General features: G+C 43.1%; 12 protein-coding genes. 6 read left to right on the forward strand and 6 right to left on the reverse strand.

Features of this window, described 5'->3' with window-relative positions; genetic code table 11:
• Positions 1-208: 208 nt before the first annotated feature.
• Positions 209-595: a Fur family transcriptional regulator gene (locus tag JEY82_RS12330; protein WP_304085852.1), complete on the reverse strand. Its 387-nt coding sequence runs from the start codon at positions 593-595 to the stop codon at positions 209-211.
• A gap of 231 nt (positions 596-826) precedes the next feature.
• Here JEY82_RS12330 and JEY82_RS12335 point away from each other — a divergent pair, with 231 nt between their 5' ends.
• The 3 genes from JEY82_RS12335 to acs are packed head-to-tail and all read left to right on the forward strand — an operon-like array spanning position 827 to position 3,733.
• Positions 827-1,693, forward strand: coding sequence for a LytTR family DNA-binding domain-containing protein (locus JEY82_RS12335; RefSeq protein WP_092157767.1), 867 nt, complete (start codon positions 827-829; stop codon positions 1,691-1,693).
• Positions 1,694-1,695: 2 nt separating this feature from the next.
• A complete protein-coding gene (locus tag JEY82_RS12340) occupies positions 1,696-1,863 on the forward strand; it encodes a hypothetical protein (protein WP_304085854.1) in 168 nt (55 codons plus the stop codon).
• The gene (gene acs, locus JEY82_RS12345) at positions 1,850-3,733 is read left to right on the forward strand and encodes an acetate--CoA ligase (RefSeq protein WP_304085856.1); all 1,884 of its coding nucleotides are present in this window, start codon (positions 1,850-1,852) and stop codon (positions 3,731-3,733) included. The genes JEY82_RS12340 and acs overlap by 14 nt, the downstream gene beginning before the upstream one ends.
• A 105-nt stretch (positions 3,734-3,838) precedes the next feature.
• Here acs and JEY82_RS12350 read toward each other — a convergent pair whose 3' ends face one another.
• The 3 genes from JEY82_RS12350 to JEY82_RS12360 are packed head-to-tail and all read right to left on the reverse strand — an operon-like array spanning position 3,839 to position 7,597.
• On the reverse strand, positions 3,839-4,516 hold the full coding sequence (locus JEY82_RS12350; RefSeq protein WP_092157763.1) for a DUF47 domain-containing protein: 678 nt from the start codon (positions 4,514-4,516) through the stop codon (positions 3,839-3,841).
• Positions 4,517-4,538: 22 nt separating this feature from the next.
• Entirely contained in the window at positions 4,539-5,774 is a 1,236-nt protein-coding gene (locus tag JEY82_RS12355) for an inorganic phosphate transporter (protein ID WP_304085859.1), read from the reverse strand.
• Between the two features lie 47 nt (positions 5,775-5,821).
• Complete coding sequence (locus JEY82_RS12360) at positions 5,822-7,597, reverse strand: ATP-binding protein (RefSeq protein ID WP_304085860.1); 1,776 nt, start codon at positions 7,595-7,597, stop codon at positions 5,822-5,824.
• Positions 7,598-7,958: 361 nt separating this feature from the next.
• Here JEY82_RS12360 and JEY82_RS12365 point away from each other — a divergent pair, with 361 nt between their 5' ends.
• Entirely contained in the window at positions 7,959-8,201 is a 243-nt protein-coding gene (locus JEY82_RS12365) for a phage regulatory CII family protein (RefSeq protein ID WP_092157759.1), read from the forward strand.
• 15 nt (positions 8,202-8,216) lie between these two features.
• On the opposite strand, the gene JEY82_RS12370 is transcribed toward JEY82_RS12365, so the two are convergent.
• Positions 8,217-10,925, reverse strand: a complete 2,709-nt coding sequence (locus tag JEY82_RS12370) for a cyclic nucleotide-binding protein (RefSeq protein WP_304085863.1) — start codon at positions 10,923-10,925, stop codon at positions 8,217-8,219.
• Positions 10,926-11,091: 166 nt separating this feature from the next.
• On the opposite strand from JEY82_RS12370, the gene JEY82_RS12375 reads away from it, so the two are divergent.
• On the forward strand, positions 11,092-13,020 hold the full coding sequence (locus JEY82_RS12375; RefSeq protein ID WP_304085865.1) for a glycosyltransferase family 39 protein: 1,929 nt from the start codon (positions 11,092-11,094) through the stop codon (positions 13,018-13,020).
• 24 nt (positions 13,021-13,044) lie between these two features.
• Complete coding sequence (gene rlmN / locus JEY82_RS12380; RefSeq protein ID WP_304085867.1) at positions 13,045-14,082, forward strand: 23S rRNA (adenine(2503)-C(2))-methyltransferase RlmN; 1,038 nt, start codon at positions 13,045-13,047, stop codon at positions 14,080-14,082.
• 80 nt (positions 14,083-14,162) lie between these two features.
• On the opposite strand, the gene serB is transcribed toward rlmN, so the two are convergent.
• Positions 14,163-15,374, reverse strand: coding sequence for a phosphoserine phosphatase SerB (serB, locus tag JEY82_RS12385; RefSeq protein ID WP_304085869.1), 1,212 nt, complete (start codon positions 15,372-15,374; stop codon positions 14,163-14,165).
• Positions 15,375-15,502: the final 128 nt, after the last annotated feature.

Raw genomic sequence — 15,502 nt, forward strand, 5'->3', positions numbered from 1 at the left:
CTGATGAATTTGAAATCAACTGTCAGGAAAATATTTTTGTGGCTTAACTAACTGTCCAGAAAAGTGTGGCAGGATCATTCGGTGTTATTAAGCTACACTACTATTAAAAGTATCAGCTAATAAAATTGCTGTCAGTTTTTTTTTATAAGTTATTACCTGACAGCAATCTCGCTATCGTATAAATAGAGTCGGCTTTAAGTTGTTACTTCTAACAACTGTTTTTGCATTCCGGGCATAATCCATAGTATTCAATTGTACATCCGGTAATTTTATACCCTTTAGCTTCAAGTTGGTCCGGGATCGGGACATTCACATCAAAAGTGATGTCGTCGACTTTGCCGCACTCAGTACATCTCATGTGAGGATGCGGCATAGCATTCCCGTCGAACCTGTTTTTTCCGCCGGATTCGATTTTTAGGATTACTCCGTTTGAAGCCATCAACTCCAGATTTCTGTAAACAGTACCCAGACTGATGTTGGCAATCCTTTTTCTAACCAGCTCATATAGTTCATCGGCTGTCGGATGGCATGTGACACCCTTTAATTCTTCAAGAATCAGTTCTCGTTGTTTTGATCTTCTTTGTCCTATTTTCATAATGACCTCTGTCAATACTGATAGTAATAATTCTTGTTAGTGTCAATAGCTTTTGAGATTATTAGCTTGTTTTAATGGAGGAAACACAAAAATATTGCATTAATATGAATGAACGTACTTTAGCTTGATATTATAAATTAACCATTATGAAGATTAACAGATCTCTTGCAGTCATCAACAATTAGAGCTATCCCTTTAATAATTAGATTAATTTGTTATTAAGGAGAAGTTTTGCCCAGCCTCAAGACTTTAATTCTCCACCCGGACGCAGAGGTCCGCTCGGTTATCCGGCAGAGCCTGCGCGGTGTGAAAGTTGTGCGTGTTCTCGGTGAAACGGTACTCGCTGACGAAGCTCTCGAGCTGCATAAAGAAGTTGGTTACGGTATTATTTTTGTTGCCCTTGATTTTCCTGAAGGGATCAGCGGAATAGAACTGGCGCAGGCTATGGGGGCCAGCAAGAATAAACCGGGCCTTATTTTTATAGCTGAAGATGAGACCAAAGCTTATCAGGCTTTTGAGCTTGGAGCTGTTGATTATCTCATCTGGCCGCCTGATGAAGAAAGAATGGCTAAGACTGTCGAGCGTATTTCCAGATTTAAAAGTCATTTCCGCGAGGTTCCTGAACCTTCGGACTGGAAAGAGTCCGGTTCCGGCGTTGAAACAGGCGAAGAAACTTTACAGCTCCCTCTTGAAGAGGAAGAGCAGGACCGATTCCTGGCCGCTCTAAAGCATGCATGGGATTATTCTCAGACCCGTCAGCCGGAAATTGAAAAGCTTCCCGTTAATCAGGACGGGCGCATGATTCTTATCCCGTATACTCAGATAATCTTTGTAGAAGCTTACGAAGATTATTCCTATGTACATACCGCAACTCAAAAATTTCTGACTTCACACAGGCTTAAGACACTTGAAGAGCGTCTTGAGCCTCACCGTTTTTTTAGAGTTCATCGCAAATATCTGGTAAATCTTGAGATGGTGACGGAAATAGCTTCTCTTCCCGGTAGCAATTTTATGTTGCGTACGGCAGGGCGTACTCGTATCGAGCTGCCCATCAGTAGAAGACGAATCGGTAAGCTGAAACAAATATTGGGGATGTAGTGATGCCGTTCATCGAATTTCCTCCGCCGTTTGTCGAATATGATATGCAAAGATCTACCGGTATGTGTATTAATGAAGCTGGAAGAATGACTGTCGTTTTTAAAAAGATATTTTCAATTGAGGTTTGCTTGGGCGCATCAACAAAGGGAGTGTGGTATGAGTCATCCTGAAGTTCTGGATAGCCTCCTGCACGAAGAGCGGGTTTTCAGACCCTTGCCGCAGATGATAATCGAGGCCGGTATAAATCCACAGGATTTACGGGCTGCTCGTGATCGTGCGGATTCTGACCTGTGTGCCTTTTGGGAAGAAGCTGCCGAAGAACTGGACTGGTTCACTAAGTGGGATCAGGTGCTCGACGACTCAAAAGCACCTGATTATAAATGGTTCACAGGGGCCAGATGTAACATCGTTTACAATGCGCTTGATCGTCATATCGAGACCGTTAATAAAAACCGCCTTGCCCTTATATGGGAAGGTGAGCCGGGCGATTCCCGCCAGTTTACATATTATGAACTCTACCGCGCGGTAAACAGATTCGCCAACGGGTTGCGTGCACTTGGCGTAAGTAAAGGGGACCGAGTTGTTCTCTATATGCCTCAGCTCCCTGAAACAGTTATTTCAATGCTTGCCTGTGCTAGAATCGGAGCGGTGCATTCACTTGTTTTTTCCGGCTTTTCCGCAAAACATCTTCGTGAGCGGATTAGAGAAATTCAGCCACGCGTTGTGGTCACTGTTGATGGTTTTTACCGTAACGGGCAGGTTATCAGGCTGAAAGAAGCCGTTGATCACGCACTTCTTGATAGTCCGGCGGAAAAGCTTGAGTCAGTGGTGGTTGTTCATAGGGCGAACGTTGAAGTGGATATGGATTCAGCCAGAGATTATTGGTATGAAGATATTGTCCGACACGAGCGGGCTCATGCCTCCTCTGAAATAATGGACTCCAATGATCCGCTCTTTATTCTGCATACCTCGGGGACAGCGGGGAAGCCAAAGGGAATCATTCATTCTCACGGTGGCTACATGGTCGGTGTGCATAGAACGTTCAAATGGGTCTTTGACCTTAAGCCGACAGATATTTTTTGGTGTTCTGCTGATCCGGGCTGGATAACTGGTCATAGTTATCTGGTTTACGGGCCGCTTTTAGCGGGCACTACCACTGTAATGTATGAAGGGCATGCCCTTTATCCACAGGCCGACAGGCTTTGGAATATTATTTCTAAGTACGGTGTTTCAATTTTTTACACTTCTCCTACTCAGATTCGTACTTTAATGCGATTCGGGCATCGTTATCCGGATCAGCACGACCTTTCCACTCTGCGCATTCTCGGGGCGGTCGGGGAGCCTTTCAATCCTGAAGCATGGATTTGGTTTTACGAAAATATTGGGAAAAGTCAGTGTCCCGTTCTTGATACATGGTGGCAGACCGAAACAGGTATGATTATGATCAGCCCTATGCCTGTGTCAGTGCTTAAACCCGGTTCCGTAACACGGGCTCTTCCGGGAATTGACGCGGATGTTGTGGACTTGGAAGGTAATTCTGTTCCTGCCGGTAAAGGTGGATTTCTTGTAATCAAAAAGCCATGGCCTGCCATGTTCAGTGCTGTTTTAAATGATGACCGCGCACTGGTGGATCATTACTGGGGAATTATTCCGGGGATGTTCTATGCCGGAGATGTGGCTCGCAAAGATGAGGATGGCTATTTCTGGATTCAGGGCCGCGCGGATGACGTGCTTAATATTTCAGGGCATCGCGTAGGTTCAGCAGAAGTAGAAAGCGCTCTGACGAGTCATCCTGATGTTGCCGAAGCCGTTGTTATCGGGGTGCCGGATAAAATCAAGGGAGAAGTAGCAAAGGCTTTTGTAACCCTTATTTATGACGCTATGGAATCTGATGAGTTACATAAAGAACTTGTAGATCATATTCACCGCGAGCTTGGACCCATAGTTGTAATTAAAAGCATCGAATTCTGCGATGAATTGCCCAAAACTTCAAGCGGTAAAATTAAACGGATGGCTTTAAAAGAAAGGGAAGATTCATAGATCGTCCCGTTGCTTTCTGGACGAGCTGGGAAAGTTATTTCTTAGCAATAAGGCCCCTGAAAACATAGTTTTCAGGGGCCTTATTGCATGATATATAATGAGAATCTATCGGGCTAGCATAGCGCGAAGGATATCTGCACATCCTTCAGCTTCGTGAGCCATTTCGCTTAGGCAGTCTACAAAGTGCATAAGCTGGTAGATGTCTTTAAAATCCATATCAGATTTATAGATCTTGTCGGTTAGAGCCTTTCTCAGTTCAACCGCTTTGGCATAATGCCTGCGGACTTTTCTGATCTTTCTTTTGGTATTTGCACGATCAAGGGAAGTCCCGTCGTTGAGTTCGATGGTTGCCTTGAGTGCCGGACCGAGACGCATAGTGGTATCGTTAACTTCTGAAAGAAGGATAATTAAATCTTTCTGATAGATTTCAGGGATACTGACCTTACGCATGCCGAGCCAGTGAAGAGCTTCCTGTGCGTAGTCGAGGATGTTGTCCTGACTGCGTGTGTAGTTAAAGAACAGAGTCTTATCAACAGACATGAACATACTGTGCGGCAGGTGATTACGAATAGATCTTTTGATCTTGTCGGCTTCACTTTCTACCTTGTCGATCTGAGCAATAAGATCTCCGAAATCTTTGCAGGTTGAATCCCCTGTTACATAGCATTCAACTGAGTCATTAATTATTTGAATGCATTCAGCAATTTTATTGTAATGCTTTGTTAATCCTTCCATAGGATTTTTAGAAACTATAAGAGCTAGAAAGGGCAGACGAAAACGCATATTGGCCTCCTTAAATTTAATATTATAAACAAATCCACTTGAGTACTGTGAATATGATAATGCTTGTAAGTGCTGCGATAGGTACAGTTAGTACCCAATAAAGGACAATTTTACCAAGAATTTGAAAATTAACCGCAGAAAAACCTCTCGCCAGACCTACTCCGACAACTGAACCTACAGCCGCATGGGTAGATGATACAGGAAGACCCATGTTTGAAGCAATCAGAACTGTTGTTGCTGCACCAAAATCAACTGCGAATCCTCGAGTATTTGTAAGTACAGTGATTTTTGTGCCGACTGTTCCCATTACTTTGTAACCGAGAAGAGCAATACCTATCGCTATACCTACTCCACCCATGACCAGCAATCCGAGGGGAACATCTGCTTTGGCGAGGAGTACATGTTGTTTTGATATGAGATAGATTGCAGCCACTGGGCCGATTGCGTTGGCAACATCATTCGCGCCCTGAGACAGTGCCACATAACAGGATGTTCCGATCTGGAGTTTTCTGAATGTTTCTTCGACAGCTTCAGCTCCCTGCTCAGGATCTCCTACCAGTTTATTAACAGCCAGTTTTCCGCCAAGCCAAACAACTCCGGCAATAGCAAAAGCAAGTGCAAGCGAGCCGAAGAATGGAAGGTTTAAACTCTTGCCGACCGGTGTTTTATATAAAAAGGAAAGAGCGATAAGCAGAACCGTTAATCCCATCCATATTGGAGCCCATTTTTTGGCTTGATGAATAAAGTCTTTTTGAAAAAGAATTGTTTTTCGAATATGAGTGAATATAAGATAAGCGATGGTTGCAGCGAAAAAAGGTGAAATAATCCAAGACATAACGATCCCGACCATTTTCATCCAATTTACTACATCCGGTCCGCCTGCAACAAGTCCAAACCCCAGAATACTACCCACAATGGAGTGGGTCGAAGATACCGGCAGGGCTGTAAGTGTCGATATTAAGACCCATAAACCCGCAGCTAATAACGCAGAAAACATGCCTACCATAACTATTTTAGGGTCTGCTATTACGTCTGCGTTGATGATTCCTTTACTAACCGTTGCAGTAACTTGCGAACCTAGGAATACGGCTCCGGCAAAGTTTAGAGTTCCTGCAATGAGGACCGCCTGTTTAATGCTGATAGCTTTTGCCCCAACCGCAGACGCCATGGAGTTCGCCACGTCGTTTGCACCTAGGTTAAAGGCCATCATGAACCCTGCGAACAGGGACAGGTAGAAAAACACATCATAAATATCCATTAAAGATAAACCTCTTATTGAAAACTTATAAAGTTTTGTCGGCGTGATTAGCCGTTTGCTACCGGGAGCTTCACACAAAATGAGGAGCCGGTTCCGGTAGTTGTATCAGCAGGGCTTTCAACCCATATGTCACCATTGAAGTTTCGAACAAGACTGCGACAGATAGCAAGTCCCAATCCTGAGCTGCCGTTTTCGACAGCATTTTCATCCAATTTAAAGAAACGTTCGAAAATTCTTTCAGCATCGGAAGGAGTAATTCCTGGGCCTTCATCAATAACTTTTGTAGTTATCGAGTCTCGCTCCAGTTCTGTTTCTATTTTGATAGAGCTGTTTTCCGGAGCATATTTGATAGCATTTTCCAGCAGATTTTCAAAAATCTGAATTAATCCTTCATCTGTTCCTACAACGGGATTCTCAGCAATATGTCCTGTTGTTATCTGAATTTTTTTTGCGGCAGCTTGTTTTGTCAGATTGTTAATGCTGTGAGTAATAGTTTCATTCAGACTCGTCGGTTCTGAACGAAGCTTTTTGCCGGAGTATTCGCTGCGGGCAAGTGCAAACATGCCTGTAATTACTTTTGACATGTGGTTGGCATTGTCGAGAATTATGTTCAAAAATTTTGAAAGAGTGTGATTGTCCTGCGGTGGATTGTCTATAATGGTTTCAGTATATCCTTTGATGCTTGTAAGCGGAGTGCGAAGCTGGTGCGAAGCATTGGATACAAAGTCTCTAAGTACCATTTCAATCCGGCGGACTTCACTGATGTCATGGAAAACAAGAATTAATTTGCGGCGACTATTGGAGTCATTGAAGGAACATATCGTGACGTTCATTGAACGGCCGTCAGGAAAGTCTAAAATTATTGAGTCGGATTTGACGTTGTTTAGATTGTTGATGATGGCGTCGACGGAGTCCTGTATTTCATGACGGGTGAGGACTTCAAGAGGCATGCGCCCTTTGCTGTTTTTTGTCTCTGGAACAATTTCGATCATGGAGCGGTTTACAGATTCAATTTTACCGTCCGTGTCAAGAACCATGATGCCTTCCTTCATGTTGTCAAACATGGCATCAAGCTTGTTTTTCTGGTCTTCGATTATTTCTATGTGGCCTTGGATTTTACGGGCCATTGTATTGATCGAATCCGCCAGCAGTTGATATTCACCGCCGGGGATAATTCGGATACGCTTGCTGTAGTCCCCTTCGCCGATAGCCCGTGCTGTTGCGGAAATTTCAGTTACAGCTGCGGCAGTCCGTCTACCTATATATATGAGAAGCAGTGCTGATCCGATGGCGATCAGCAGCAGGACGAGAGCAAAGTTCCATTTTACGCGATCCAAACGCTCGCCGATTACGGAGTAGGGTAACGCCAAACGCAGAAATTCACCCTCTTTGCTCATGGTTTTTGCGACATAAAGCATGCGGGTATCGAGCGTGGTGCTGTATCTTATGTTTTCGCCTGAACCGCTTGCTTCAGCAGCAATAACTTCGGGACGATTGGAATGGTCATCGAGTTTGGAGAGTCTTTTTTCTTGAACTTCGGAGTCAGCTAAAACTTTGCCGTCTTTAATATATGTAATTCTGATTCCAAGATCATGCCCCAGTTCCGTTACTTCTTTTTGGAATGAGGATGTACCCGGGGATGTTTCGCTTTTGCTGATTTGTCTTCTTACAGAATTGAGCAATCGAGAAGTGTTCTGGCCGCTTGAATTGGCAAGTTCTTCAGCCACTGTTCCGTAATAAAACCAGAAAGTAAGCAACAGGGCGCAGAGCATTACTGCCCAGCCCCAGAGTAGGATTTTCATATGTAAAGATTTCTTGGGCAACGCTCCCTCCAAACCTGTGTGCTTCTTTAAGATCCCGCATCATTCACGTGTCTTGTTACAGAGCAGTAACAATCACGTTAAAGTGGTTAGGTCAAGTTCTGAAAAAAACACGGCTAAAGCTCTGAGCCCTTATAATCAGTGATGTTTGCTGCAATTGGTATGTAAATATCAATTGTTACAATTTAGTGACAATTTTGCCTTTCGAATAAGTATCTCATTTCCGAAAAAAATAACACTAGAATGTATGTACAAATACAAGCATAGTCAGACATGGTTTTGTCCTGTTGAATGTTTAAAATTTTTGAGATATAAATAAGTAGTTTGGTGGGTTAATAACCAAGATAGAAAGAGGGTTAACGCAATGTCTGAAAGGATTGAAAGAGCAATACAGGAGCTTGTAATAAACGGACCGGTTCCTTTAGAAGTTCTTGCTGAAAAAGTGGGCAAAAGTCCTAAGACCTTGCTGCGTGAGGTGAATCCTGACGATCCGAAGGCAAAACTTGGAGCCGAGACTCTGATGGAAATTATGATAATTACCGGAAGGGTTGAGCCTCTTAAGTTGATGGCCGAAGAGATGAATTACACTCTGGAGTCTGAAGATTAATTTATTTTAACAAGGCTATTGCTGTTTTTCTTTCGTTTTTGCGGGAAGCAGCCATGGGTTGCTTCCATATGAAAAGTTCAATTGTAGCCCTTCAAGATTGTCATAATCTGAATCTGTTACGGATGTTTCTTTAAGCAGAACATGCAGTGAACCTGATTGACTGGAAATATTTACTACTGAGTTCTCATCAGTTTTTTCGGGCTTTGTCCCGAGTATCTCTTGCGCCGCCTGTTTCAGTTCCATAGTCTCTACTTTTTCAATATAGGCTAAAAGTTCCGTTTCAAGTTCTTTTTGTGGAAAGGATGAAACTGTCTTTCCTAGAGTCACAGCCTCTGGAAAGTCAGGAGAATTGTCCATAGCTTCATCATAGAGGTCATCAGCCTCACTTTTTTTACCGAGAGTCAGATATACGCAAGCTTGATTATTTAACAATCTTCCTTTTTCGGGACTGTTGCTTAGGTCTATAGCCAGATCATAAAGAGATTTTGCTCTGATAAGATTTTCTTCTGAGTTCATATATAGACCGACTATTGCCAGAGCATCGGCTTGAAGAGCGACAACTCTGCTTCTATTTTCTGCATCGGTAGCAATGGACACAACCGCTGCTTCAGTTGCTTCAGCAAGCTCTTTAGTCGGCGATATTGCCATTTCTCTTATAAGCAGGTTGAGTTGTGCAATTCTTGGTTTCAACCCGATACTGTTGACGAGAGGGAGTATCAGCATTTTTCTGATTGAATCTCTGTCTGTTGAAAAGGTTGAAAAGAAATAGTTAGCTGAAAGTATTTCTTCAGAATCAGGAAGCTCATTTTTTAAAAGATCTGTCTGCATAAACATGTTTTCACATGCCGCATCGTTTTCCATTGTTGTATAAGAAAGCCATTCGTCAAGAACAGTTATCCCGGATTTTATAAGTAGAGCCTGAGCCTTGTTGAATTGTTCATAACCCTCGGCATAAAGGGTGGCTTTGGGTAATAGAAATCTGGTGGCGGCGGCTTCTTCCGAATGTCTGCCTTTGATGCGAATGGTAGGTAGAGCCTCTCCGGCGATTCTTTTCAGCGTGTAGGCAAGAGCTAATTCGTAGAAGAAACGGTCACGTTGCTTCAGTTTAGAACCCCTTTCAATATAAGGGCGTGCTGAATAAAGGTTGCCTGTTCTTTGGAAAGCAAGTCTTCCGAATCCGGTGAAAGGCCTTGCATCGTCAGGGCGTTCTTCGTGAAGACGATGAAACAGAGGTTCAGCCAGATCCGGTCTGTCCAGAAGAATTAAAGCATCCCCTTTTTTTAGTTGCAGTCTGAAGTCGTCATCATCGGTAATGGCTATGACTGTTTCACATAATGCGGCCCAATGGGGCATCATTTTAATTTGTTTTTGAATAAACAGGTTCAGATTAGGTTCTGCAAGCAATGGACGAAGCAGTGCTGACGCTGTGTCTCCTGAACTGCGATCGAGGTTACTGTACTGAGTCTGCGCTGTGAGAATAAGCATTTCCGGTGAAACAGGAAGGGAGGAAACAGATATGGCTGCTTTAAGCAGCGGGGCAGATCTTTTAATATCTTCCGCCTTCAACGCTTGTTCGCCAAGAGAAAACAAAACCCACGGGATAGTCGGAGCATGAGGGCTTTCAGTATATAATCGGGAGGCGAGACTTGTTTGTGTTTCTGCCGCAGCACTATAGGATTGATTTATAAATTCTATACGCTCAAGGGTTTTTTCCATTGTGTTGGATTCTGAAGTCGTTAAGGGTAACTCCCTTTGCAGTTGCGTAGTTATGTTCCTAACTGTTTTTGAATCAAGAACTGAGCAAAGCTTCAAGAGAATGATGCACATGTTATTGCATGAGCGGTTATAAGAATAAATTTTATTTCGAATGGCAGAAGCAACACAGATTAAATATTCAAGGTCTTCAGGTGTATATTTTGAGTCACTCAGCTCAAATTTAGCGAGGGCTTTTTCTGCTTCGTGAGCAATAAAGCCGATGGAGCTGGTACTGCAGATTTTTTGTGCCAGAGCTTCGGGAAGTTCTGGAAATTTTGGTAAATCGTTTACAGGCGGGCCAAGAATATTATCAAGAACAGCTTTTCCGGGACCGGGCATGCTGTTTGCTATAACCATAACTCCTTCTTTTACTGTGATTTTGAGCTTACGTCCTTCTGGTCCGGGAGTGATATAGAGTTGTGCATTTTCGAATAATCCACAATTTTCAAGAATGATTCTTCCAGCTATAAGTTTTTCAGGAGAAGCGGTTTCACCGGGGCGTATTTGCGCTAAGGCCATTATTGCATTCGGTGTGAGTCTTGAATCTCCGAAAATTTCAACGGAGGTTATTATCTGGTTCGAAAGCAGTTTTTCGACAGATTTAGAAAGTTTAGATGCGGCAGGAGCGGTATTTGTGCCTCCGATTTGTTTTCCATTGAAGAAAACTTCCGGTTCAAGAGAAAAACGGTCAGTCAGCAGTGCAGAGTATGAAGTTCCTTTCTTGTTTTTTTTAACAATTCCAGCAAGAGTGTAGCGGACGTCGTTTTTGACATCGGAACTGTTGCTGCATGAGAAACCCGCATCCGTAAGGGCTTTAATGAGGAATTCTTTAAATTCTGATGCCGGTTGACCTGATTTATCTTTAAAATCGTCGATTGCAATGGTAGGCGAGGCTGTAGCCGCAATCGCATTGAATGCTAATAACATGGTAATAAAGCAAAACAACCGTAATATAGATTGAAAACGCATGTCAGCCTCTTTTAATATAGGATAAGGTCTAAGTTCTTAACTAACCTATGATGCTTATTTAATCCAGTGCCGTGCTTTTCGACTTGACTTGGAAAATTTGATAGAGCTTAAGCCCCGCGGGGGGATCTCTTTTTTTAAGACTAAATTTTTTTAGGAACATATATATATGAATTATGATTCAAAGCACGGTTCTGATGATTTCTGTCAAAAAAACTGGAAAATTCTTTTAGGTTTACTACTGCTGTTTTCCTTTGCGGTTTCTTTTTACGGGGTATGTCTTAACTATTTTTATGATATTGATGAACCTAAATACGCTCGCGCTGTTTATGAAATGTTTTCGCAGGGCAATTTCCTTGCCCCTATGTTCGACGGTATGCCCAGAATGGAGAAGCCGCCGCTTACCTATTGGGTGATGTATCCTTTTGCCTGGCTGGCTTCGTTAAACGGTTTCAGCGGCAATACTCTTTTCTTTTTAAGAATGCCGACAGTTATTTGTTCAATGCTCATAGTCGTAGGTACTGCTTTTACGGGTAGAAGGTTGTTCGGTGCGGCAACAGGACTGCTTGCGGCCGTAATGATCCAAAGCTCGGTGCTTTTTAAATTTATGTCAGTAATGATGAAGGTGGACGTTGTGTTCGCCTGTTGTGTTACGTGGGCTACTTACTGCTATCTACTTAGATATCTTGGAGATAAGCGTAAAGTGGTTTCTATCGGCGGAGCAGTTATTACAGCTTTGGGTGTTCTTGCAAAAGGACCGTTCGCATTTCTCCCGCTGGCTGGATATGTTCTGGCTGTCGGCATCAGACATAATGTCCGCGCGAAGCACGAAGCTGGACAACCCGCTTCCTTTTTATCGTCCATTAATTTAGGCGGGATTATTACTGCCAAGTGGAATGATCGCAAAATTTTACTGATCTGGTTTCTGGCCGGATGTATACCTTTCGGACTTTGGCTGTATGCAGCATGGATGAGCAGCGGCTTTGACTATTCACAAGGGTTGGTCGGGCAGTTTTTCCACAACACTTCAACTTCAAGTTCAAAGTTGGTTGATAAGCTGGGACGGCTTGATCCTTATTTTGATACTCTGACCGTAATTTTCTTCCCTTGGGGCGGGTATGTTTTCGGGGCAGTGTTTGGAATTTGGAAATCTATTAAAGAAAAGTATGACGAAAGATATGTTTTTATGGTCTGTGTTTTTCTTGTATATCTTTTAACTTTCACCCTGCTGTTCAAACTCAAGTCTAATCGTTACATGCTGCCGGTTCTTCCGATACTTTCCATTCTTGTTTGTGACTGGCTGGTGAATGCCAAACGGGATAAATCATATAGAACGCTTTTCGAAATGGGTTTTATATGGCTTTGTTCCATGGGGGCGATGCTCTCGTATCGATCTTTCAAGGCGATGAATGTTTCAGTCAACCTCGCAGACGGCGTTCCGGTTGAACAGTACATGGATACCATGATTCCGTTTTTCCTCGCTTTCGGATGTTTTTTTCTGATTCTGCTTGTGGTCAGTATTAAGCAGACTGAACGTCCGGCTTTGCATATAATAGGCGGTGCGTTGGCTATCGTTGCCATTATGCCTTTTTATTATAGAACGTTGCCGTCGTATGTCTCTATCAGCGAGAACAAGCCTCTGCCTATCATGGGACAGGCTTTGACTGACGGGCTTAAAGAAATAACAAAAGGGAATACACTTATTCTGCACAGGCCCTTTTTCATCAAGACTTTTCCTGATGTTGTTTACTTCTTGAAAAAGCTTGATAACGGCTCAGGTTGCATGTACTCGCTCGGCTCAAGTGTTCCTCCCGCTGAAATGTTGCAAGCAATTGCAACACCAGAGAAGGCTGCGGATCTCTTTAAAAAAGAGCATCCGGATGCTGAAAAATATCCTGCTTATAAGTATTTTAAAGAAACAAAATTTGACAGCGCCGTTATGCTGTTAAGTTCTTATGATTATATTCAGTTTTATAAGTTTTTTGAGGCACTTCCTCCAATGATTAAAGATATGTTAGTCGTAGAGGAAATGAATATGCTTTCTGTTAAGTGGGTGAATGAACAGGTTTGGATAGTCAGGTTTATTCCTAAACAATAATTTTAAATAATAAGATATTACATTATGATTGATATACTGAGTCTTGATTACGAAGAGCTGGAAGCATTTATTTCGGTAGAGCTCAAAGGGCCTAAATTCAGAGTTAAACAGATTTGGCAATGGCTGTGGCAGAAAGGCGTAGGCAGCTTTGACGACATGACTAATATTGCCAAGGGACTTCGTGAAAATTTAAAAAGTAAAGCTGTATTGCAGCATCCCGAAGTTGACACTGTCCAGACAAGTAAGGACGGAACAATTAAAATTTTGCTGCGTCTTACTGACGGAGCATTGGTTGAAACCGTTCTAATTCCTATGGAAGGTCGTTACACTCAGTGTCTTTCAACACAGGTTGGCTGTGCTATGGGCTGCACCTTCTGTAATACCGGACTTATGGGCTTTGAGCGTAATATGACCATGTCCGAAATTCTCGGTCAGGTTTTAGTCGGCAGGGCGTATTTACAGAAAAAGAATCTCAACCCGCTTAAAAACTTAGTTTTCATGGGGATGGGCGAGCCTTTGCTGAATCTCGATGTACTTATCAAGTCGCTAAAAACTTTGAATAATCCGGACGGGCTTAGTTTTGTGCCTCGTCGTATAACGGTTTCTTCGGTGGGATTTATAAAGCCGCTTGAAATTCTTGGTGAATCCGGTTTGACTCTTCCCGCAATATCCCTGCACGCTCCGACTCAGGAATTGCGCGCAAAGATTATGCCTAAAGCGGCGCAAACAGATATACACGAATTGCTTTCGGCAATGGATAGATATCCGCTTAAACCCCGTGAACGGGTGACGTATGAGTATCTTCTTCTCGGCGGAGTTAATGACTCGATTGGGCATGCCAAGCAGCTTGTGCGTCTTTTAGGACATCGTAAGTGCAAAGTGAATCTTATCGCCTACAATCCGGGTGATAAGCCTGTCTACAAAGCTCCGGACCCGGCACAGGTTTTGGCCTTTGAAAAATATTTATGGGATAAAGAAATTACCGCAACCATTCGTAGATCAATGGGGCAGGATATTAAAGCCGCATGCGGACAGTTGAAAGCGGATAGAAAAGACAGCTAAAAAAAAGCCTCTTAAAATTATTTGAGAGGCTTTTTTTATTAAGATTCTGTTGATTACAAAATATATTTTTTGAACAGAGATTAATCCGTTTCACGATCGCGAAGGCCTACTAAATACAGAATTGAATCAAGTCCGAAGTGTGAAATGGATTGGCGCGCATCCTGCCTGACTTTCGGTTTGGCATGGAAAGCAATGCCGAGGCCCGCAATTGAGAGCATGGGCAGATCGTTTGCTCCATCTCCCACAGCAATTACCTGCTGAAGACTGATTTTTTCTTTTTTTGCAATTTCAGTTAGCAGTTCGGCTTTTTTGGGACCGTCTACAATGTCACCGATGACATTACCGGTCAGCTTGCCGTCGATAATTTCAAGCTCGTTTGCGTATATATAATCAACACCCAGATGTTTTTGGAGTTTTTTCCCGAAATAGGTGAATCCTCCGGAAATAATAGCTGTTTTGTACCCAAATTTTTTTAGGTTTGAGATAAGGCGCTCGGCTCCTTCTGTGATAGGCAGGGTTTTAGCGATATCCTCCATCACTGCTTCGTCCAGTCCTTTAAGTGTTGCCAGTCTCTGGCGCAGGCTTTCTTGAAAATCTATTTCACCGCGCATAGCTGCTTCGGTAATGCGGCTGACAACCTCTCCGGAGCCGGCGGCTTTTGCCAATTCGTCGATAACTTCAGCCTGAATAAGAGTCGAGTCCATATCAAAAGCGACAAGTCTTCTGTTGCGGCGGAAGGCGTTGTCTTCCTGCAAAGCAATATCAACTTGTTCTTCTGTTGCCATGGTCAGGATTCTTGCACGCATTAAGTCAGGATCAAGCGGAGTACCGCGGGCGGAAAATTCAACACAGGCATGTCTTGGAGCAGGTTCTCCATTCATGGGAATTCTGCCTGACAGCCGGTGGATGAAATCTATATTAAGGCCGTTTTCAGCTATAATGTCAGATACTTTTGAAATCAGACGCCCAGTCGTTTTGTTTCCGACCAGAGTAATGATATGTCTGGGCTTGCCCTGTGCGTCGACCCATTCTTTGTATCTATCGCTTTCAATGGGCTTAAATTTAACATTAACACCCAGCTCATAACCTTTAAACATAAGGTCTTTGAGTACCGGAGCGGATTCTGCTTCGCGAGGCAGTCTTATGAGAACTCCGAGTACCAGCTGGTTGTGGATTACAGACTGACCGATATCAAGGATATCAATGTTGTAACCCGCCAGAACTTCTGTCAGAGACGAGGTCAGGCCGGGTTTGTCTTCACCGGATATTTGAATAAGGATAATTTCAGGCATGTTCATTCCATGTTGATCAGGATGGCGGACTTTCTCATAAAATCAGTCTGCCGTAAATAACATGATACTTCATCTATAAAAAAAGAGTAGTTCGGCTTGCTCCTTTTCTGTCTGGGCCGTATAGTATC

It is taken from the genome of Maridesulfovibrio ferrireducens (assembly GCF_016342405.1).
In the GTDB taxonomy this organism is placed as follows: domain Bacteria; phylum Desulfobacterota; class Desulfovibrionia; order Desulfovibrionales; family Desulfovibrionaceae; genus Maridesulfovibrio; species Maridesulfovibrio ferrireducens_A.